Below are 19,949 nucleotides of genomic sequence, written 5' to 3'. Positions count from 1 at the left end.
GAGGCGGATAATATGTTAGAACTTGAAAAGAGAATGCAGGAAGAGCCTTTTGATGTAGAGGTTCAGTATTGTGATCCGGAAGATTGTGAACATGATTGTTTAACATCACCGGATTGGTGCAACACACATGTCACTTCGTTGTGGTAAAGGAGGAAGTTTTATGGAGAAATTAGAAATCAGAATGCAGGAAGAATTATTTGATGTAGAAACCCAGTATTGTGATCCAGATGACTGTTATCACGACTGCAAGCTGAATGTTCCCAACTATTGTAATGAGGTGGTAACATTATATTGGTAGAAATACCAAGAAAATTTAATTGCTGTCCCTGTAGGATTTTCCTACAGGGACACTTTTGCTTTTATACATATTTTCCTGGTGTAATAATTTGGTAAGATTTTGTAAGTATACTAATTCCATAAGAAAGGGGGAAACCGTATGAATATTACATTCTGGGTAACCGAAAGATGCAATTTAGCTTGTAAATACTGCTATGTACATAAGCAGCCTAAAACAATGACATTGGAAACCGCAGAACAGACAATCAAATATTTTACTAATAAATTTGATGAAACTGTTGCAGCAGGAAAACGGATTAATGTGGCTTTACATGGTGGTGAGCCATTACTGAATTTTGATGTTATTCGGTATATTGTAGAAACCTTAAAAGAGCGATATGATGGTCATATCATTTTTACAATGACAACAAATGGAACAGTGTTTGAAAAGGATATTTACGATTTTATAAAGGGTAAGGTACAGATTTCTGTAAGCATTGATGGAAATAGGAAAACAAATGATACAAACCGTATTTATCCAAATGGCGAGTCTTCCTTTGATAAAGTAGTGGAAACCTTAAAGTTTTTAAAAGAGCAAGGTGAATACATTCGGGTCAGAATGACTGTCAATAAGGAAACCCTTCCAGTTATGGCTGAAAATTATATTTATCTGGATCAGATGGATATGGGAGTAGTAACTTTTGCATTAGATGCCGGAGCTGCATGGAACCAACAAGATATGCAGATATATTATGAAAACTACGAAAAAATCATGGACTATATGATAGAAAAAGATAAAAAAGCAGCGCAGTATTTATTATTTAATATTAAAGAGGCAACCTTCAGAAGACGTACTGGCTGTGACGGTGGAACAAATACATTCCATATATCTGCGGATGGTGGAATTTACCCATGTGCATTAGCTGCTGATAAAGTGGATTATTGGCTGGGAGATGTTTGGAAAGGATTGCAACCGGAAAAATTGGAGGCTCTCCATAAGATTAACGAAATTCCAGTGACAGGGTGCGGAGATTGTACATTTAAACAGAATTGTTCCAGTCAGGTATGTAAACTGATTAATAAAGCATATACCGGAGATTACTATACTGTTTCTGCTTTCCAGTGCAATGAAAGAGATATTGTTTATCGGATTTATAAAAAGTACAAATATATATTGGAGGGATTCCATGTATAGTCCAAAAGTGGTAGTTGTAGACTCCGGTGTAGATACACAAAATCAGGAAATCATGGAGCATGTAATTCAGGGATTTTCTTTTCAAAAGAGTGCAGAAGAAGATGGAGTTATTGAAGAGGAAAATTTTGATGATGTTTTTGGTCATGGAACCAACTGCATTGATTGTATCTTACAATTTGCAGAGCAGGCACAATTTTATCCTATAAAAATTGTAAATGAATTAGGAAAAACGACCAGTTCTTTACTGCTTGCTGCGCTGGAAAAGTGCAGGGAACTACCGGTAGATCTTATCTGTTTAAGCCTTTCCGTAACACAAATGCTTAATCCTACTATGGAAAAGGAATTGAGGGATATTTGTAATGACCTGGAAAAACAGGGAAAGATTATCTGTGCTTCGGAATGTAATAATGCAAAGGATACCATACCGGCAATTTATAAAAGTGTGATTGGTGTTGGAGAATTATTACCAGATGCAAAGAAAAAAGTTCTTGTAGACAGGGCGGCAAGCGTTCAGGTTCTGGCGGATATTTGTTGCAGGAAAATCCGGACGATATAATTTTTTTAAGGGAACTTCAAAGGGAAATGCTTATGTGGCAGGTCTTCTGGCCAGAGCTATGCAAACAGCACTGAATATAAAAAGCATACAGGAGGCATTAAACATACTGGAAAAGACAGATGATCCTTTAGAAGAAATTGATTTAGAGTGTGTAGGAAAGCTCCAGACTGATGAAGTGGGACAGATGATTTTGGAAAAAGTACATAGGAGATTGTTAGAGTTTGGCTGCACATCTTCCCTTGACGAAATCAGCAGGTATCCATTTCTTTCCCAAATTACAGGAGTGAATTTCTTTAATTTTTACGATTTTATCAGTGGGATATATAGGGAATTAAAAATTACGAAGTTGGATTATCATACCATAAAAGTAGGTGATGTTTGTACCCTGTATAATCTGGTTGAACATTTGAGAAGGAATGTGTGTTATGAAGAAAAAGAATGTTGTTTTGGAGCAGATACGAAAGTATAAATGGGGTTATCTGTTTGGGATTATATTGGTAGCTATGGACGCTATAGTGACCTATATTTATCCTCAGTTAATTACCAATATTCTGGATAAGGCGGTTCCGGCAAAAGATCCAGGGGCTGTGATTTCCAATGTTGCATATATGGCTATATGCCAGCTTGTATCTATTACAGTAGCATTGGCATTGAGTTATCTGTTTTGCAAAATGTCAAATGGTTTTATTGTTAAAATCAAGTTATTGCTGATACAAGCAATGTTTCAGGTTGATGGGAAGGAAATAGAGAAGAAATCAAATCTATTTATGACCAGCATGAATGCAGATGTTAATAACATAGAAATGTTATCTTCCCGTATGCTTTCTGATCTGCTGATACAAATTGTGACTGTGATTATTACAGCGGTAATTTTAATACAGATTAATCCGGTTATCTTTTGGTTTATGCTTTTGATTTATCCGATTCTTATTGCTATTCAGATTTTCTTTAACAAAAAAATTATGGGGCAGTCCAGAAAAGCAATGGGAAAAATGGATATTGGGAATGGTTTGATTAAGGAATTTGTAAGTAATCTTTACGAGTATCTGGCTTTAAATGGAAGAAATTATTATATAGATAAATTTTGCAGGAATGAAACTTCTTTGCGAAATGAAATCCTAAAGCAAAATATGTTAATGGCCTATAATCGTTCAGTACCGCAGCTCATTAGTACCGCTACTTTTTTGATTGTACTGGCGATCAGTGGTGTTATGGTGATTAACGGACAGGTACAGTTTGGAGAGCTGACAGTGATTATTATGTACACACAAAGAATGTTTAATCCACTGTCCTCAATCATGCTTGTAATTGGACAGTTCCAAAAAGCAAAAGTATCAATGGACCGAATTAATGAGATTGTAGGGTGAAGCAAATGGATATATCAAAAATTGAAATAAAAGATGTAAATTTCAGTTATAAAGAAGTAAAAGTGTATAAAAAAAATTTGAATATGTGTCTTGAGAAGGGCTCTATTTATCTGATTAAAGGGAAAAATGGTTCAGGAAAAAGTACACTGGCTGGTATCCTGTTAAAAATTTGGAATGACTTTTCAGGAACTATACTATTAGATGGGAAAAGCATTACTAATTTTTCCAGGGAAGCACTTGCAGAAACAATAGGGATTTGTTTTCAAAAGCCGCCCATTTTTCGTGACACCATAAGAAATAATATTGCTCTAAACGATCCTATTTCAGTAGAAAAGTATATTTCCTTATTATCATTTTATAAAGATTTGGAAGAAATGGGGCGTACATTAGAGTCGGAACTTATTGATACTGGAAGTGTTTCAGGTGGGCAGGCGCAGAAAATTGGTATTATCCGGACAGTATGTAGGGAACGCTCTGTATATATTTTTGATGAACCGACATCAAACCTGGATAGTGTTTCTAAAAAAGAATTTTATGATATGATAGAACACTTAAAACAGAATAGTATTATTATTTTATTTTCGCATGAAGCGGATGCAGAAAAAAGTGCAGACTTTATTATTGAGTTGTAAAGGAGGGAACCGAGTATGTACATGAGAAGTCCAAATGCAAAAGTTTTAGTACGTGAAGAAAGAGTCGTTTTGTGTAACACTAGAAACGGAGGATTTGTAAAAACCTCAGAGGCTTATTTTCAGTATCTTGAAAAATATCTGGAAGAGAACAATGGGGAGTTTACCATTAAGGAAGAAGATACTGTGGTAAAGAAAAATGCCTATAAGTTATTTCAGGAACTGTGCCGGATTCATTTTTACATTTCGGAAGAACAGATGAAAAATGAGATAACCTATCCGTATCAGATTGTATATCTTTCTTTAACCAACAGGTGTAATCTAAGATGTAAACATTGTGTGGCGTCTGCTTGTATAGAAGAAGTAGACCACATGAATACGGAAAACTGGAAAAAGGCAATTAATCAGGTATTAATTTTAAACCCAAAAGAAATCAACTTAACAGGAGGAGAACCGTTAATTCGTTCTGACTTTTGTGAGATACTGGAATATTTAAGAGGAAATTATAAAGGTGCAATTACCTTGTCTACAAATGCGTTGCTGCTGAATGACCGGCTTATGGAAATCATTAAAAAGAATGTTGATGGTGTTTCCGTCAGTCTTGATGGTTTTGATTCCTATAGCTGCACAAAAGTGCGAGGAGAAGGGATTTATGACCGGGTGATTGCCGGGATCAAAAAATTAAAAGAAGCTGGAATGGAAAAAGTATCTGTTTCCATGTTGGAAACAAAATACACCTATGGACATGATCAGGATTTTTATAAATTATGTGAAGAGTTAGATGTAAAACCATTAATCCGAAGATTTGCTCCTTCAGGAAGAGGAGAAGAGAACCAAAGAGAATTGCTTCCACCAATGGAGTACATAGAGAAATTGGAAAAGCAGCATTTAAGATGTTCATTATGTCAGCCGGGTAAAAAGGAGTTAAATATCAGTGAAAACGGAGATGTATATCCTTGTGCTCCACTTAGCAATTTGGAAAATCTTTTTATGGGAAATCTGTTGGAAACACCGATTATAGAAATTATTGAGAACCCGGCATGGAAAGAGGAATTGGAGAAGTTAAGACCTTGGAGAATGGAAAAATGTAAGGACTGTGATGTGAACCTGTTTTGCCATTCTTGTATTAATTTTACTCTGGGAATGCAGAGTGATGAGGAAATCTTCCAGAAGTTTTGTGAAAAACAAAAAGGACATTTAGAAAAATTATTATGGGGGAATTAGTTATGAAGAATAGAAAAAGACTTTTAAAAACAGTAGGGTTATTAACAGCGGCTACAGTGATGACAGTATCTTTCAATACAGAGAGCGTTCTTGCTTATTCAACAGGGGAAGAGCCTGCTATCGTGGCTTCAGAGGAAGATCCATACGAAAATGTTACAAAAATCAATTTGAAGGATATGTTTAACCAGAATCAGGAGGATTACTACGTTTACTTTTACATGGTTCAGTGTCCGTTTTGTAATCAGGTAAAAGATAAAATGCTGAATTTTGCGGCAGAAAATGATAATGTATATTTTGTAGATTATGCTTTAAGAGAAAATCGCCCTTTACAGAAATATAACTGGGCGGCAACGCGATCCAAATATAACAAAAAGATAGGATATGTGGACAGTGATGGAAACAAGGTATTTTTACCAGGCGAATCGGAAGAAAAATATCAAAATATGAAGAATGATTACGGAAAACGTATGCGTTTCAATTTTGTAACCATTACTCCAGAGGATATTCCGGCATTCCCTGGTTCACAGGTAGGGGATATCTATACGGATATTCAGACACCAGAAATTGATTATGCTTCTATTACAAAATACGAAGATATGTTAATTGCAGGAGTTCCGGCTTTATATCGAATTTCAAATGGAAAAATTACAGAATTTTATTTTGACTCTGTAGAAATAGAGGAGTTTTTCAATAGCATAGGAAGGTGAGATTATGGATATAAAGGAAATCTTAAACCCTATATGGTTATGGATTTATAAAAACTAAAAATTCTAGGATGGAGGAAGTAATAGCATGACTATACTTGAAACAAAGGAATTGAAAAAATATTATGATTCCGGTGAATATATTACAAAAGCTTTAGATGGGGTTTCTTTAGAGATAGAAGAAGGTGAATTTGTTGCTATTGTTGGCGCTTCAGGGAGTGGAAAATCTACATTATTAAATATGATTGGTGGATTAGACATACCAACTTCTGGGAGTGTTTTAGTAAAAGGCAAAAAAATAGGACAATTAAATGAAGAAGAACTAACGGTTTTTCGCAGAAGGAACATTGGCTTTGTTTTTCAAAATTATAATTTAATTCCAACATTAAATGTTTATGAAAATATTGTCTTTCCAGTGGAATTAGACGGAAATGATATAGATAAAGATTTTTTGAACAAAATTGTTACAATTTTGGGCATTGATAAAAAATTGGAGAATCTTCCTGGAAATCTCTCAGGTGGACAACAACAGAGGGTTGCAATTGCCAGAGCTTTGATTACAAAACCGGCTATCATCTTGGCTGACGAACCGACAGGAAATCTTGACACACAATCAAGTCTTGAAGTAATGGGCTTATTGAAACAAACAAGTCAGCGATTTTGTCAGACTATTGTTATGATTACGCATAATATGAATTTGGCTCAAATGGCGGATAGAATTATTAGAATTCAGGACGGGAAAATTATAGACGCATAATGGGAGGGAATGCGGTGTATTTGACTAGAAATAAAAAGTGTATCTTTAATCTTGCAAAAAAGAATTTTGGAAAAAGTAAAACACGAAATATAATTACTATTTTGGCAATTATACTAACCACTATGCTATTTACTTCTATGTTAACAATCTGTACGGGAACATATCAATCAATACAGACTACTATGCAGATGCAAAAGGGAAGTAAAGCAGACGGAGATATAAGATATTTAACAAAAAATGAGTTTGAGCAGTTGCAGGAAAATAGCAACATAAAAGTTAGTGGTTGTCGAAGACCGATAGGATTTGCAAGTAATACAAAGAATCATAATGTTGAAATTGATTATATGGATCAAATAGAGCAAGAATTAACTTTTAATAGGCCAACGCATGGGAAAGCACCGAAAAAGGCTAATGAAATTGCTACTACAGATAAAGCATTAGAAAGTTTAGGAGTAACACCCAAAGTAGGAGAAAAGGTCAGGATAGAATTTGATTTAAGAGAAGAGCATTATGTTTATGAAATGACAGTTTCCGGATGGTGGGAAGCTAGAAATTCACAAGTTAGTGTATTGCTAGTGTCAGAGGAGTTTATGAATAAAAATGAATCTTTGTTTCCCTATACATACGATGAGGACATGGAATATGCTGGAACGTATTTCTCAGAGGTGATTTTTGAATCTAAAAAGAACGTGGAGCAACAAATAAATAAGATCATTGAAGGTTTTAACGAGCAAAAAGGAAAAGATGTTGTATCTGGTGCAGTGAATTCAATTACAAATCCACAATTGGACTTTTCTGTGATTGGCGCAGTGATTATCTTTATAGTTTTATTTATTTTGGCAGGCTTCTTGCTTATTAATAATATTTATTCTATTTCAGCTATGCAGGATATAAAAAATTATGGACTACTTAAAACTATTGGTACGACGAAATCTCAGATTGCATTACTTGTTAAAATCCAGACATTGTGGTTACTTGTGCTAGGAATACCAGTTGGTTTAGTTACAGGGTATTTTATCGGTAAATCTATTTTACCGTTTGCAGTGAATACTATTGCAAGTGAATATTTAAAAACAGAAATAGTAATAGCACCAAATCCGTTGATTTTTGTTGTGGCAACGATATTTACGATTGTAACGGTTAAAATAAGTATTGGTAAACCATTACGTACTATATCTAAAATTTCCCCATTGGTAGCTATAAGGGAAACGGGAATAAGAAAAAATAAGAAAAAGAAAAAAACGCATAAATTTAGCATAATTAAAATGGCAAATGATAATTTTAGAAGAAACAAAAAAAGAAGTATTTTTATTGTTATATCTATTGCATTATGTTGTGTGTTTTTTAATTCAGTTTTTATTCTGGCAAATAGTATTAGTATAGAAAAAGGGGTTGAATTACAAAGTGCTGCGGATATTGAAATCGGAAGTGGTAATCTATTTAATAATTTAAAAGGTTATACACGACATAGTGATGGTTTAGAACCCCAAGTAATAGATAGCATTAAGGCAAACTTTAAAATTAATGCGGAAGGGATTATATATAAAAATACATTAGATGATTTAAACGTTACATTTGATTATAATGCACCAATACAAGATGAAATTATATCTGAAAATGGAGTGAAGATGGTAGCTACAGAAAATGGGCGTGTAATACTGGGAAATAATAATTTTCCAATTTGTAATGTCTATGGAATAGATGAAAATGTTTACCAGAGAATGAATTTAGTAGACTCTATTGCAGGTATAGAGCAGAATAGTATTTTTCATAAAATGGAGCAAGAGAATTTCTTGATAGAAGCATTGCCAGTTTCACGTACTTCAAAAGATACGAGAAAATTTCAATGCAATTTAGGTGATAAAATAAAGGCTTTTGTTGATGGTGAGGAAAAACTTTATACGGTTATTGCACATGCGTATGTTAGCCCGACAGAATATGAGGCTCCTAATATGACGACAGGTATAAATATTGTTGGAGGAGATGCACCGATGTTCTACCTTTCCTCAAAATCATTTGTAGATTTATATCAAAATCCAACAATCATGAATTATACATTCAATGTCGATGAAAAAAATATGAAACAAATTTCATCGGAGATTGAAGTATTCGTTGAAAATTTTGAAGGAAAAGTTGGATTTAATTCTGCTGAGTTGATAAAACAGGATATGGAAAGTATGAAAAATACAATTTATGCAGTGGGAATTGTTGTTAGTTGTATTATTGGAATTTCAGGTCTTATCAATTTTTTGAATTTAACAATTGCAAATATTTTGAGTCGGAGAAGAGAATTTGCCATAATGGAAAGTGTGGGAATGAGCAAAAAACAGATTAAAGTTTTGATAACAGGAGAAAGCCTGCTATATTCTGTTTATGCAGCTCTTTTAGGCTTAGTGTGTTCGTTAGTATCGGGATTTTTATTGATTGGTCCGATTTGTAAAGATACATGGTTTATGCATTTTAATATGGTAATATGGCCAGCTATTCTTATAGGTGGAATTATTGTTATACTAACAATATTTTTACCTAAATTATTATATAAGGTATTTAGCAAAGGCAGTATTGTAGAAAAACTTAGAATTGAGGGATAGGATATTTAAGTTTATTAAATATAAAATTACTTGGAAAGGAGGCGAAAGAGTATGAGGATTTTAGAGCAAGTAATACAGGAAGAAACATTCGACATCGAAGTGCAGTATTGCGATCCAGACGAGTGCCTACATGATTGTATACACTCAGGAACTAATAACTGCGATGCAATTATTACCGGTTGGAGGTAGAAGGAGGCCATTATGAAGGAAATGGAAAAAGTAGTACAGGAAGAAACATTTGAAATCGAAGTACAGTATTGTGATCCTGATGATTGTCTGCACGATTGTATACACTCAGGAACTAATAACTGTGATGCGATTATTACCGGTTGGAGATAGAAGGAGGCCATTATGAAGGAAATGGAAAAAGTAGTACAGGAAGAAACATTTGAAATCGAAGTACAGTATTGTGATCCTGATGATTGTCTGCACGATTGTATACACTCAGGAACTAATAACTGTGATGCGATTATTACCGGTTGGAGATAGAAGGAGGCCATTATGAAGGAAATGGAAAAAGTAGTACAGGAAGAAACATTTGAAATCGAAGTACAGTATTGTGATCCTAATGATTGTCTGCATGATTGCATACACTCAGGGGTCAATAACTGTGATGCGATTATTACCGGTTGGAGATAAAGGAGGCCATTATGAAGGAAATAGAAAAAGTAGTACAGGAAGAAACATTTGAAATCGAAGTACAGTATTGTGATCCTAATGATTGTCTGCATGATTGCATACACTCAGGGGTCAATAACTGTGATGCGATTATTACCGGTTGGAGATAAAGGAGAGTCATTATGAAGGAATTAGAAAAAATGGTACAGGAAGAAACATTTGAAATTGAAGTACAGTATTGTGATCCTGATGATTGTCTGCATGATTGCATACACTCAGGGGTCAATAACTGTGATGCGATTATTACCGGTTGGAGATAGGAGTTATTATGGAGAAATTAAAAAGAACAGTACAGGAAGAAATATTTGAAATTGAAGTACAGTACTGTGATCCTGATGACTGTTTACACGATTGTATGGAGAGTGGATACAATAACTGTACAGCAGTAGTAACTAGCTGGTGGTAAAACTTGCAAATACAGACAAAGGCAGTTTAGAAAAAGGCACTAGGTAAGAATTTTCTGTTATCTAGTGCCTTTTTAATACAAAGGGAGAGAAACTATGTATCCATTTCTAGTTGAAAATATGGCAGATGAGGAAGCCTATATACAAAATTTAAACATTGAGGTAAATTCCAAAGAAGTTTGCTATTTTATGTGTGGGGAAAATTTTGGACGGATACTTTTTGAAATCTTTTGCGGATATAAAAAACCGAAAACAGGAGAGATATTTGTATGTAATAAAGACTGGCTTGATTTGGACGAAAATAGTCGTTCTCTTTTAAACAGGCGCTTGTTTGGAATAGCGGCAGAAGAGTTTCCGCTGATTGAATTTATGACGGTTGAAGAAAACATTTCTATGCCAAGTCTGTTAGATGGAGATAAATCCAATATAGAGGAATTGGTTAAGGCTTTTGACATAGGCCACTTATTACAAAAATATCCTTCGGATCTTAATCATAGAGAAAAAATGAGATGTATCTGTGCGCGTGCCTTTTCTGGAGGCAGAAAGGTTGTTGTGATATTCGATTTATTCAAAAGAATGCAAGAGCAAAGCAAGGCAGAACTTGCAATACTTACTTATCATGCAGCAAAAAGTTTGGGAATATCTGCTCTTTACATAAGTGAAGATTTAGAAGAAAATTATGGTGCTTATGATCTTATATACAAATACCGACCTGAGAAAAAGGAATTTTCTATTATTGATTATCGTGCATGAATGGAGCTGTAGAAATGGAATGTGATAGAGAATGTAGACTGCTGTTAAATGATTTGAATGGTATTCTTTCTGAACAATGTTTGGAACAAAGAGTTAGGTGCAGGTATTTGAATGATCCGGTGCAAGAGTTGGCAGAGTGTATCAATCAACTGCTGGATATTTGTGAGAGGGCAGTAACAAGGACACTGAATATAGAAAATGATTATCGTACTATGCGGGCGGAACTGCAGAGCAATATCCGAAATCCGCTAAGCTGCATAAAAACAAGTTGCTTTCTAATCAATTCACTTGCAGAAAAGGAAAATATCCAGTCTGAAAAGCTCCAGGAGTATCTTCAAATTATAGAAAAAGCAGCGGAGGATATAGAGAGTGCATTAAAATAACTGATAATTGAAGAAGTGCTGGGCGAGGAGTTTTCGTCCAGTATTTCTTTCTGGAATGAGAAAAGTTGAATTTACAAATCAAGAGGAGGCATACACATGAAGTATGTTTTTCCAGAATATAAAGAGAATGTAGTGTTGGGCAACGGGAAATTACAGTTAAATCCAATGTCCTATCAGGTTATCTACGAAGGAAAGGAGATAGACCTGACGCCCAGGGAATTTGAAGTTTTGTACCTACTGGCTTTAAAACCAAACTGGGTAATGCCAAAGACAAATATTTATCATTCTGTATGGGGGATTCATTATCATGATGATCAGATACCATACAGAACAGTAGAATATGTGATATGGAAGATAAGAAAAAAGATGGGATATGATATTATCGAAACGTTGGTCAATGTGGGGTATAGACTGAAGAAGTTATAAGTATATATATATCATGCATACAATTTTGACTTTCCTATAAATGTAATAAAGTAGATGATAATTATAGAATTATAAAAAGTTTAGGAGCTTTAAATCTGTAGTTCAGATTTAAGCTCCTATTTCCGTTTTGAAATTTTTATACAAGTAGGATATAGATAAAAGAATTTCAAAATTAAATATTAAAGTTAAAGGGACTTTTTGAAACCAAATTCCATTTTTATACGTATTGATAAAAAACAGGCAGATGGGATTTGGACAATGGATGAAATTATTTTAATGAGAAAACTAAAGAAGAAAGATGAGAGGGCATTAGGGAAAATCATTGATTTATATAGTGCTTATATTACATGTATTGTCTGGGAATTGCTGCACAAAAAGGGAACTAAGGAAGATATAGAGGAGGTGGTTGCTGATACCTTTATTTCCCTATGGCTAACAGCAGAGCGCATTAATTATAAACAGTATAGCAGTATTAAATCTTATTTGGCTATGATTGCAAGAAACAAGGCAAAAGATTGGTTACGTTCATATCGTGGGGGAATTTTGGAGCTTAATGATGATATTCTTTTGATCGATGGTGATGTAGAAAGATTGATTTTACAAAAGGAGCAGCAGTTGATTATTGGAAGAACATTGGAAAAGCTGAAAGAGAAAGATAAAGCAATTTTTATTATGTACTATTATCGGTATAAAAAAATAGAAGAGATTGCAGAAATATTAAAAATGAATCCTCAAACAGTAAAGACCCGTCTGCGGAGAGGAAGAGAAATTCTGAAAAGGATTCTTCTGGAGGAGGGATATGATGCCAGTGAAATTTAAAATAAGTGAAATGTTTGATAATTCCTGTGAACTATTTGAAAATGAAATGCAACATAAAAATATTGAAAGTGAGAAGCGAATAAAAGAAATTGTTTTTCTTGAGATAGGTCACACCAAAGCCAAAAGAAATCGCAGGAGATATATAGCTGTTTTGGTAGCGGCAATGGGAATTGGAGGAATCACTGTTGGGGCACATGAAGTTTTAAAATCTGCAGGTGAAATCAAAAATAATGAGGAAGTGGTTTTAGAAAATCAGAATGGACTTGCTTTATATGAAAAGGAAAACAGCGGAGCTATACAAATGGAAGTGGAAACGGACATGATTTTACCAGAAAATTTATATAAAGATGGAATTCCTATTGCAAAATATATTATGGAATTCAAAACAGAGCGTAATGGATCAGTGCCAGAGTGTTATTTGGATAACGGAACCATGATTGTTCTTACAGATTTTGATGGAGATACTTGGAATATGAAAACAGGGGATACTTTTATATTAGATTTCATACAGTCTGATAGTGATGAGAGAGGTAAAGCAAGAACATTGGAGATTGGATATATTTTTAATGGAGAGGTGATAGATGAGAAGGTTATATCAGAAACAGAAAATAAGATAATCCTGGATATTCCTAAATCAGGACAATATGGTGTATATTTAAAAAATGTATCTAGTGACAGAGTAACGATTTCGCAAGGAATATTGACTGTAGAAAGGGGAAAGTGAAAGATGAAAAAAACAAGAATATTTTTGGGAATATTAGGGCTTATTTGCCTGGTTGCTATGCCAGTTTCAGCAGCCGATAATGTAAGAAATATAACAACTTATAGTATTTGTAGAGAAGATTTATATAAAGATCAGATAGAGGATAGAATGGGACTACAGCAAATTAGTATTGAAAGTGGGAAAACGGTATCCTTTTATGACTCCAATGGCTCTATGTTTTATGTGAGTGGAGGTACTACTGTTACTTTTCGGGTAAACTTGAATGTATCTTCCTCTGTAAAGATGGGGTATATCAATCAGAATGGAAGTAGAACCCAAAAGTATAGCGGTTCAGGAACTTCCCATAAAACATCATTTACAATACCGTCTAGTGGATATTATAGATTCTATGTAACCAATAGTGGATCTAAAACAGTGAAAGTAACGGGAGGTGAAATTAGTTTCTAAAATTATGAGAAGGAAAATATTTAAAATAATAAAGTGGTTGGTTATTGTAATTCTGATTCTATGCTGCATGGGGATCACATGGAACTATTTTTGTAAAAGGAGAGAAATACCAAAGATACAAGCTGCTTATGGCAAGGCAGTTAAAGTCAATGGGAAAAAGATGACTGTGGAAATTGCTGGTTTGCAAGCAGAAGAAACTCCAGTTATTGTATTACTCCCAGGACTGGGATCTCCTTCTCCGGTATTAGAGTTTAGACCTTTAGCTGAGGAATTAGGAAAGACATGTAAAGTGATTACAATGGAGCCTTTTGGTTATGGACTGTCTGATCCCGCAGATACAGAAAGAAGCATAGAGAATATCGTAGAGGAATTACATGCCTGTTTAGAGAAGATTGGAGTTCGCCGATATTATCTGATGGCTCATTCTATTAGCGGATTGTATTCCCTGTATTATGCTAATACTTATCCAGAGGAAGTTCGTGGTTTTATAGGGATAGATTCTTCTGTACCAAAGCAAAATGAGAATGAACCCTTTGATACAACAAAATTAAATCTTCTGATGGCCTATTTAAGTAAAACAAAAAATGTGTTGGGAATTAGCCGGATATTTTCAATTGGAAATCCGGAAAAGGCTATCTATGCAGACCAGAATTATTCTTATTCACAGGAAGACTTAGAAGTTTTTCGGATACTTTCCCTTGATACTTCTTATAACAAGACTGTAATGAATGAATTAAAACAGGTAGAAAATAATCTGAAGATAGTGCGGAACATGAAATTTCCGAAAGAAGTGCCAGTGCTAAACTTTGTTTCAAAAGACAATTGTGAAATTTTTCCAGAATGGGAAAAGCTACATAAAAGTGTGATGGGCGATAATCAAGAGAGTGAATTAATAACGTTAACAGGGGGACATTATCTGCATTTTGAGCAGAAAGAGATGATAGTAGACCTTACATGTAAATTTGCAAGGTAGTATAAAAAAATTCTATCAATCCGGGAATGGAGGTAGATATATTTTATATTAAAAATGTATTGACAATTATAAAATAGGTGCATATAATGAAGAAAAAGACATTTAGAAAAAAATCGAAATGTAAATGTGGTGATAAAGATGGGCTTACCCAATGTATTTAAAGCATTAAGTGATCCAATACGTCGAGACATATTGATAATGTTAAAAAAAAGAGGAGAACTGTCTGCAGGAGAAATTGCAGCAGAATTTGATATTTCCAATGCGACAATTTCATATCATCTGTCTTTGTTAAAAAAGGCTGATTTGATATTCGAAAATAGACAACAAAAGTATATATATTACAAGCTGAATGTGTCTGTATTCGAAGATATTGTGCTCTGGTGTATGCAATTTAATGAAGGGGATGTTGATAATGAGAAAAAAAGATAAAAATACACTATTAATAACTACTTTAATATGTGCCTGTACGGTAATTATTTATGGGATATTTTGTCATTTTTATTTAGCAGAGAGAATATTAACTCAGGATTTTTATGTTGGATTATTTTTATTAGCTATAATTATTTTTAATATTATTTTGAATATAGGATTAAATTTTACAGTTTGTAAAAAAAGGGGAGCAAAATTTTTAGTTAGATTAGGAAAATGGATTATGCCGTTTACATCACTTTTTTTTGTGATAATATCCATTCATTCTAGAATTTTTCCTGATTCTTTATTTACAGACAGTGCTGTTTATGTTTTTGTAGGCTTGGTTTTTATAGTAAGTGGAAACTATTTTCCTAAAAATCAAATGAATCCGTATATAGGTTTAAAGTTCCCCTGGTTATTGCATGATGAGAAAAGTTGGGATAAAACACATCGGTTAGCAGGTTATACATGGATATTAGCAGGTTTTTTATGTATTTTTCAACTTTTTATTAGTCCGTTAAAAATAGTGATCATTCCATTAGTTATTATACTGGTTGGGATTCTGCCATTAGTGTATTCTCTAATGTTAGTATATATGAAAAGGAGGTAAATGAAATGAAAAAACATGTGATTATTGGAAGTGCAATTTGTCTTGCAACAGTGTTGATTTTAGGCCTTTTTTGGGGGAAACTCCCTATGGATGTACCAATTCATTTTGATTCCGCTGGTAATGTGGATTCTACATTGCCAAAACCTATTGTTGTGTTTGGAATTCCCGTTATTTGTGCATTGATTAATGGAGTAGCTAGTTTTTCTTTGCTTCATAAGCAGGAAAAACGCAAATTTATGTTTTATTTAATACCTGTAATTGCAGTTGTTTTGGCAGTTGCAGTAATCGTACTGGCAATTTAGAAAAGTACCAAAAAGCAATGTTAATGGTAGAAAATGGAATGATAATTTTTTTGCCCATCATTTTGAAAATTTTCAAAATGATGGGCGAGTTTAAAGGAGAGTTTTTATGCTTGAAATTAGAAATTTAACAAAAACATATCCAAATGGAAAACAAGCAGTGAAAAATTTAAGTATAACTATAGAAGATGGAGATTTGTATGGATTTATAGGGAAAAATGGTGCAGGAAAAACAACTACATTAAAGGCTTGTCTTACTATTCACGACTTTGATTCCGGAGATATTCTTCTAAATGGAATATCAATTAAATCAAATCCGATAGAATGTAAAAAAAGAATGGCCTATGTTCCTGACTCGCCTGTGTTGGAAACATACTTAACAGGTCTGCAATATTTAAATTTTGTATGTGATATTTATGATGTATCAACACATACTAGGAAGAATAAAATTATTGAATTATCGGAGCGATTAGGTATGAAAGATAAGTTAAATGACTTAATAGGCTCTTATTCACATGGTATGAAACAGAAAATTAGTTTAATAGGCGCTTTGGCTCATGAACCGCTTTTATTAATTTTAGATGAACCATTTGTAGGTCTAGATCCTGAAGCATTTGTTGAATTAAAGCTGCTTATGAAAGAACTCTGCAATTCTGGTGGCTCTGTTTTATTTTCAAGTCATATTCTTGATGTTGTAGAGAAGACGTGCAATAAAATTGCTATTATTCAAAATGGACAACTGCTTAGATGTGGCGAAATAAGAGAGATTTTAGGAACAAGTGATTTGGAAGATATATTTATGGAGTTGAATAGGATATGAAAATATTTAAAATTCTTATTTTTAAACAGGCACAAGAAATATTTAAATTCAACACTTTATTTTATGGAGATAAAAAAGAAAAAAAAAGATATTTATTAATTTTTTGTGCAGTTGTTTTGTGCATAGGAGTATGTGGTACATATTTATTTGGAAATATGTATCAGGTTTGTATGGAATTTGAGAAGCCACAAGAAATTCTAGAATATTTAATTAATCCATTAGGTTTACTTGCTTTTCTTATTATATTTTTTTCTTCACTTTTGAAGGGCAGTGGAATGTTATATTCGGATAGAAGTAGTGATATATTATTTTCTTATCCCGTAAAGACTATTTGTATAGTTTTAGCAAAAATTTTTTTTCTATACTTATGGGGAGTCATTATATCTTTAGCTTTTTTGATTATTCCGATTCTTCGATATACGATATTGCTACATAGTATATTATTTGGAATTTTGGATTGCCTTCAAATATTTATTTTTCCAATTATTCCAATGCTACTAGGGGTAATATCAGGATATATTTTATATAAACAGATTGTAAATATTTATAAATCACAAGTTTTTGTCCGTAGTATTTTGTACATGGTAATACTTTTTGCTTTTATGTTTTTTATGTTTTTTTTCTTTGGAAAGGTAGATTTGAATAGCATTTATAGGCATATCCTTACAAAAGTAGATATTACTTATTTGGTTGGAGGAGTATTTTTTACATATAAAGTAGGTGCTGCATTGGCATCTGTGGTTGCATTAATAAGTGGCACTGTGCTAATTATTTACATCTCTAAAAACTATAAGAAAAGATATATAAATTTGCAAATAAATCAACAGAAAGGAAGTTCACTGAATTTATCATTCAAAAAAAATAGAAAAATATATTCCCTCTGGAAACGTGAAATAAAGAGGTATCTTTCAATTCCTATTTATTTGATAAATACAATGTTGGGAAATGTTTTGCTTCTACTGTTTGTAATATATTCATCTATAGCGTCAGAAAAGGTAACTGCATATTTTAATTTAATTAGTGAGCTTCTGGAAATTCAAGATCCTATGGTTTTATACAGTTACGCTATGAGCCTTATGATCATTTTAACTAATGTAAGTTATGCAAATATATCTATTGAGGGAAAGAATAGAGAAGTATTAAAATCCTTTCCTGTATCGATAAAAGAGTTACTTACTGCAAAATACTTATTTCATCTTTCTTTAACAGTACCGATGATATGTTTAGCAACGATTATTTTAGGGATTACTTACCATATGAATAGCTATGAATATTTTTTGTGCTTTATTTTGCCACTTTCATTCTCCGCCTTTGCCGGAGCATTGGGATTATTTATAAACCTATTATTTCCTAACTATGAATGGGAAAATATAATCTATATTGTTAAACAAAGCATACCGGCTATTTCTACAATATGTTTGAGCTGTCTGATTGGAGTTGGTATGATATGGTGTATTATAAAAATATTTGGACATAGTATTTGGAGCGCATCGTACATAGTGGCTTGTATTTTATTTGCTTTTGCCTTTTTAATAATACAGTTTATGAAGAAGATAAGTAATAACTTTTAGATTTTATTCAAATTTTATGAGGTGTTATGATGGGAAACAGTGAAGAAAAATTAGATTACTATTTTAAAGTATTATCTAATAGAATAAGGAGAAATATACTTCTTTTACTGGAAGAGGAGAGCTTGTGCGCTGGAGATATAATAAAACATTTTGATTTAACGGGAGCTACTATATCGTATCATTTAAAGGTATTGACTAAAAGTAAAATACTGGTGCGAAAGAAGCAAGGGCTTACTGTGTATTATTCACTTAATCAACCAGAATGGGAATATATAAAGAACTGGTTTAAATGTGGATAGTAAGTATTAGAGGTGAATTCTTATGGGAAAATATATAGAAATTTCAAAGAAACTTAAAGAGGATATATTTAATGGAAAATTCAAAGAAGATGAAAAGCTACCAAGTGCAAGAAAATTAGCACAGAATTATGAGATTAATGTTGCAACAGTTCTTCGAGCTTTACATGTTTTAAGAGAACAGCAAATTATATGCAAAAATAGAACAAGCAGATTTTATGTATGCCATAATATTTCCTGCATTCGTCAAAAATGTGTAAGACAAGAAATACAAAATTTCTTTGATAAAATGAGTTTGCTGGGATATTCTAAGATAGAGGTTCAAAACTTATTAACGAAACAGTTGAAAAAAGAAAGTGTTTTTAAAAGATAAAAGAAATCGTATTACTAATAATATTTTGTATTGTTGGTAATGCGATTTTTTTATAAATAAAAATTTTGTCTGATTTATTACAGATAAAGGCCAGATTATGACAGGTTGTCAGAATATAAAAAGTGTCATGATATAATAAGTCAACAAGTGAGAGAGAATTTTAGTGATTTGTATATGAATAAGTAGAAGTTAGGGGGAGATGTAATGGCAGGGTATTTAAAAGAACCAGTTGTATTACAATGGGATATGAAAACAGGATCTTATGGCAAAATTGTACAGCATATTATCGAAAAAAAAGTATGTGAATTAGATCCCATTAAAATAAGGTACATAAATCCTAAAGATGTAGATGATTTTTCTACTATTGATAGGATTAAGAAGCAAATACTTGTTCAGTGTTCTCAGATTGAAATGGACTTTTTTGAAATAACTGAAGAACAAATAGAAAAATTGAATATTGATCAGACATTTCAATATTTTTTAAAATTTGATAGTTTTAATCTTGAAATCTCAATGTATTCAAAACTAAAATTCCTATTACAAAAAATCGAAGATTTGAACGTAATAGTATATATTACGGATAAAAATTTTTATCAAAGTGTTGAATTAATAAAATGGATATATAATGAAAATTCCAATATTTCCTTTTATATATATCCGGAT

The 19,949-nt window shown here is 32.8% G+C and carries 31 protein-coding genes; all 31 read left to right on the top strand.

The annotated features are described in order from the left end of the window. Positions 1-160: 160 nt before the first annotated feature. Positions 161-298, top strand: coding sequence for a hypothetical protein (locus I2D69_RS18075; protein ID WP_155512149.1), 138 nt, complete (start codon positions 161-163; stop codon positions 296-298). A 138-nt stretch (positions 299-436) separates the two neighbouring features. Then, positions 437-1,471, top strand: a complete 1,035-nt coding sequence (locus I2D69_RS18070; protein ID WP_055173325.1) for a radical SAM protein — start codon at positions 437-439, stop codon at positions 1,469-1,471. After that, positions 1,464-2,027: a S8 family serine peptidase gene (locus I2D69_RS18065; protein WP_195380345.1), complete on the top strand. Its 564-nt coding sequence runs from the start codon at positions 1,464-1,466 to the stop codon at positions 2,025-2,027. Before I2D69_RS18070 ends, I2D69_RS18065 begins: the two co-directional genes overlap by 8 nt. A 34-nt stretch (positions 2,028-2,061) precedes the next feature. After that, positions 2,062-2,496 (top strand): hypothetical protein, encoded by a 435-nt coding sequence (locus I2D69_RS18060; RefSeq protein WP_195380344.1) that lies wholly within the window; start codon positions 2,062-2,064, stop codon positions 2,494-2,496. Beyond that, a complete protein-coding gene (locus I2D69_RS18055; protein WP_055173329.1) occupies positions 2,453-3,394 on the top strand; it encodes an ABC transporter ATP-binding protein in 942 nt (313 codons plus the stop codon). The genes I2D69_RS18060 and I2D69_RS18055 overlap by 44 nt, the downstream gene beginning before the upstream one ends. Positions 3,395-3,399: 5 nt before the next feature. Next, positions 3,400-4,026, top strand: coding sequence for an ABC transporter ATP-binding protein (locus tag I2D69_RS18050; RefSeq protein ID WP_064773981.1), 627 nt, complete (start codon positions 3,400-3,402; stop codon positions 4,024-4,026). A gap of 15 nt (positions 4,027-4,041) precedes the next feature. Then, entirely contained in the window at positions 4,042-5,247 is a 1,206-nt protein-coding gene (locus I2D69_RS18045) for a radical SAM protein (protein WP_055173333.1), read from the top strand. Between the two features lie 2 nt (positions 5,248-5,249). Further along, positions 5,250-5,954: a hypothetical protein gene (locus I2D69_RS18040; protein ID WP_195380343.1), complete on the top strand. Its 705-nt coding sequence runs from the start codon at positions 5,250-5,252 to the stop codon at positions 5,952-5,954. 85 nt (positions 5,955-6,039) lie between these two features. Then, positions 6,040-6,708, top strand: coding sequence for an ABC transporter ATP-binding protein (locus tag I2D69_RS18035; RefSeq protein ID WP_117689869.1), 669 nt, complete (start codon positions 6,040-6,042; stop codon positions 6,706-6,708). A 20-nt stretch (positions 6,709-6,728) separates the two neighbouring features. Next, the gene (locus tag I2D69_RS18030; protein WP_195380342.1) at positions 6,729-9,299 is read left to right on the top strand and encodes an ABC transporter permease; all 2,571 of its coding nucleotides are present in this window, start codon (positions 6,729-6,731) and stop codon (positions 9,297-9,299) included. 201 nt (positions 9,300-9,500) lie between these two features. Beyond that, positions 9,501-9,638: a hypothetical protein gene (locus I2D69_RS18025; RefSeq protein ID WP_158555576.1), complete on the top strand. Its 138-nt coding sequence runs from the start codon at positions 9,501-9,503 to the stop codon at positions 9,636-9,638. Between the two features lie 12 nt (positions 9,639-9,650). Then, positions 9,651-9,788 carry a hypothetical protein gene (locus tag I2D69_RS18020; protein WP_158555576.1) on the top strand — a complete coding sequence of 46 codons (138 nt, stop codon included), beginning with the start codon at positions 9,651-9,653 and terminating at the stop codon, positions 9,786-9,788. A 12-nt stretch (positions 9,789-9,800) separates the two neighbouring features. Beyond that, positions 9,801-9,938 carry a hypothetical protein gene (locus I2D69_RS18015; protein WP_158555575.1) on the top strand — a complete coding sequence of 46 codons (138 nt, stop codon included), beginning with the start codon at positions 9,801-9,803 and terminating at the stop codon, positions 9,936-9,938. An 11-nt stretch (positions 9,939-9,949) separates the two neighbouring features. Beyond that, complete coding sequence (locus I2D69_RS18010) at positions 9,950-10,087, top strand: hypothetical protein (RefSeq protein ID WP_195380341.1); 138 nt, start codon at positions 9,950-9,952, stop codon at positions 10,085-10,087. Between the two features lie 12 nt (positions 10,088-10,099). Continuing rightward, positions 10,100-10,237, top strand: coding sequence for a hypothetical protein (locus I2D69_RS18005; protein WP_158555574.1), 138 nt, complete (start codon positions 10,100-10,102; stop codon positions 10,235-10,237). An 8-nt stretch (positions 10,238-10,245) separates the two neighbouring features. Further along, positions 10,246-10,383, top strand: coding sequence for a hypothetical protein (locus I2D69_RS18000; RefSeq protein ID WP_158555573.1), 138 nt, complete (start codon positions 10,246-10,248; stop codon positions 10,381-10,383). A gap of 94 nt (positions 10,384-10,477) precedes the next feature. Then, positions 10,478-11,134 carry a hypothetical protein gene (locus I2D69_RS17995; protein WP_195380340.1) on the top strand — a complete coding sequence of 219 codons (657 nt, stop codon included), beginning with the start codon at positions 10,478-10,480 and terminating at the stop codon, positions 11,132-11,134. Positions 11,135-11,148: 14 nt separating this feature from the next. After that, entirely contained in the window at positions 11,149-11,517 is a 369-nt protein-coding gene (locus I2D69_RS17990; protein ID WP_195380339.1) for a hypothetical protein, read from the top strand. A gap of 96 nt (positions 11,518-11,613) precedes the next feature. After that, positions 11,614-11,943, top strand: a complete 330-nt coding sequence (locus I2D69_RS17985) for a winged helix-turn-helix domain-containing protein (RefSeq protein ID WP_055173346.1) — start codon at positions 11,614-11,616, stop codon at positions 11,941-11,943. A gap of 258 nt (positions 11,944-12,201) precedes the next feature. Then, positions 12,202-12,762, top strand: a complete 561-nt coding sequence (locus I2D69_RS17980) for a sigma-70 family RNA polymerase sigma factor (RefSeq protein WP_055173361.1) — start codon at positions 12,202-12,204, stop codon at positions 12,760-12,762. Next, a complete protein-coding gene (locus I2D69_RS17975; protein ID WP_147343036.1) occupies positions 12,743-13,486 on the top strand; it encodes a hypothetical protein in 744 nt (247 codons plus the stop codon). Before I2D69_RS17980 ends, I2D69_RS17975 begins: the two co-directional genes overlap by 20 nt. Before the next feature lie 3 nt (positions 13,487-13,489). Then, complete coding sequence (locus I2D69_RS17970; RefSeq protein ID WP_055173349.1) at positions 13,490-13,933, top strand: hypothetical protein; 444 nt, start codon at positions 13,490-13,492, stop codon at positions 13,931-13,933. Next, a complete protein-coding gene (locus I2D69_RS17965) occupies positions 13,917-14,906 on the top strand; it encodes an alpha/beta hydrolase (RefSeq protein WP_243009850.1) in 990 nt (329 codons plus the stop codon). Before I2D69_RS17970 ends, I2D69_RS17965 begins: the two co-directional genes overlap by 17 nt. Before the next feature lie 138 nt (positions 14,907-15,044). After that, positions 15,045-15,335: an autorepressor SdpR family transcription factor gene (locus I2D69_RS17960; protein ID WP_055172388.1), complete on the top strand. Its 291-nt coding sequence runs from the start codon at positions 15,045-15,047 to the stop codon at positions 15,333-15,335. Continuing rightward, positions 15,319-15,927 carry an SdpI family protein gene (locus tag I2D69_RS17955; RefSeq protein WP_064773969.1) on the top strand — a complete coding sequence of 203 codons (609 nt, stop codon included), beginning with the start codon at positions 15,319-15,321 and terminating at the stop codon, positions 15,925-15,927. The genes I2D69_RS17960 and I2D69_RS17955 overlap by 17 nt, the downstream gene beginning before the upstream one ends. A 5-nt stretch (positions 15,928-15,932) precedes the next feature. Beyond that, a complete protein-coding gene (locus tag I2D69_RS17950; RefSeq protein WP_055172391.1) occupies positions 15,933-16,229 on the top strand; it encodes a DUF1648 domain-containing protein in 297 nt (98 codons plus the stop codon). A gap of 106 nt (positions 16,230-16,335) precedes the next feature. After that, on the top strand, positions 16,336-17,046 hold the full coding sequence (locus tag I2D69_RS17945) for an ABC transporter ATP-binding protein (protein WP_055172394.1): 711 nt from the start codon (positions 16,336-16,338) through the stop codon (positions 17,044-17,046). Continuing rightward, positions 17,043-18,617: an ABC transporter permease gene (locus I2D69_RS17940; protein ID WP_117844183.1), complete on the top strand. Its 1,575-nt coding sequence runs from the start codon at positions 17,043-17,045 to the stop codon at positions 18,615-18,617. The genes I2D69_RS17945 and I2D69_RS17940 overlap by 4 nt, the downstream gene beginning before the upstream one ends. A gap of 26 nt (positions 18,618-18,643) precedes the next feature. Beyond that, positions 18,644-18,916: a metalloregulator ArsR/SmtB family transcription factor gene (locus tag I2D69_RS17935; protein ID WP_243000378.1), complete on the top strand. Its 273-nt coding sequence runs from the start codon at positions 18,644-18,646 to the stop codon at positions 18,914-18,916. 22 nt (positions 18,917-18,938) lie between these two features. Then, the gene (locus tag I2D69_RS17930) at positions 18,939-19,286 is read left to right on the top strand and encodes a GntR family transcriptional regulator (RefSeq protein WP_117844181.1); all 348 of its coding nucleotides are present in this window, start codon (positions 18,939-18,941) and stop codon (positions 19,284-19,286) included. Between the two features lie 204 nt (positions 19,287-19,490). Next, positions 19,491-19,949: hypothetical protein (locus I2D69_RS17925; RefSeq protein WP_195380338.1), on the top strand; the 459-nt coding region annotated here is incomplete at its 3' end.

The organism is Ruminococcus sp. D54t1_190329_F1 (assembly GCF_015551645.1).
Classification (GTDB): domain Bacteria; phylum Bacillota; class Clostridia; order Lachnospirales; family Lachnospiraceae; genus Blautia_A; species Blautia_A faecis.
The sequence above is the reverse complement of the archived record's forward strand: the minus strand, read 5'-3'. Positions and strand labels throughout refer to the sequence as shown.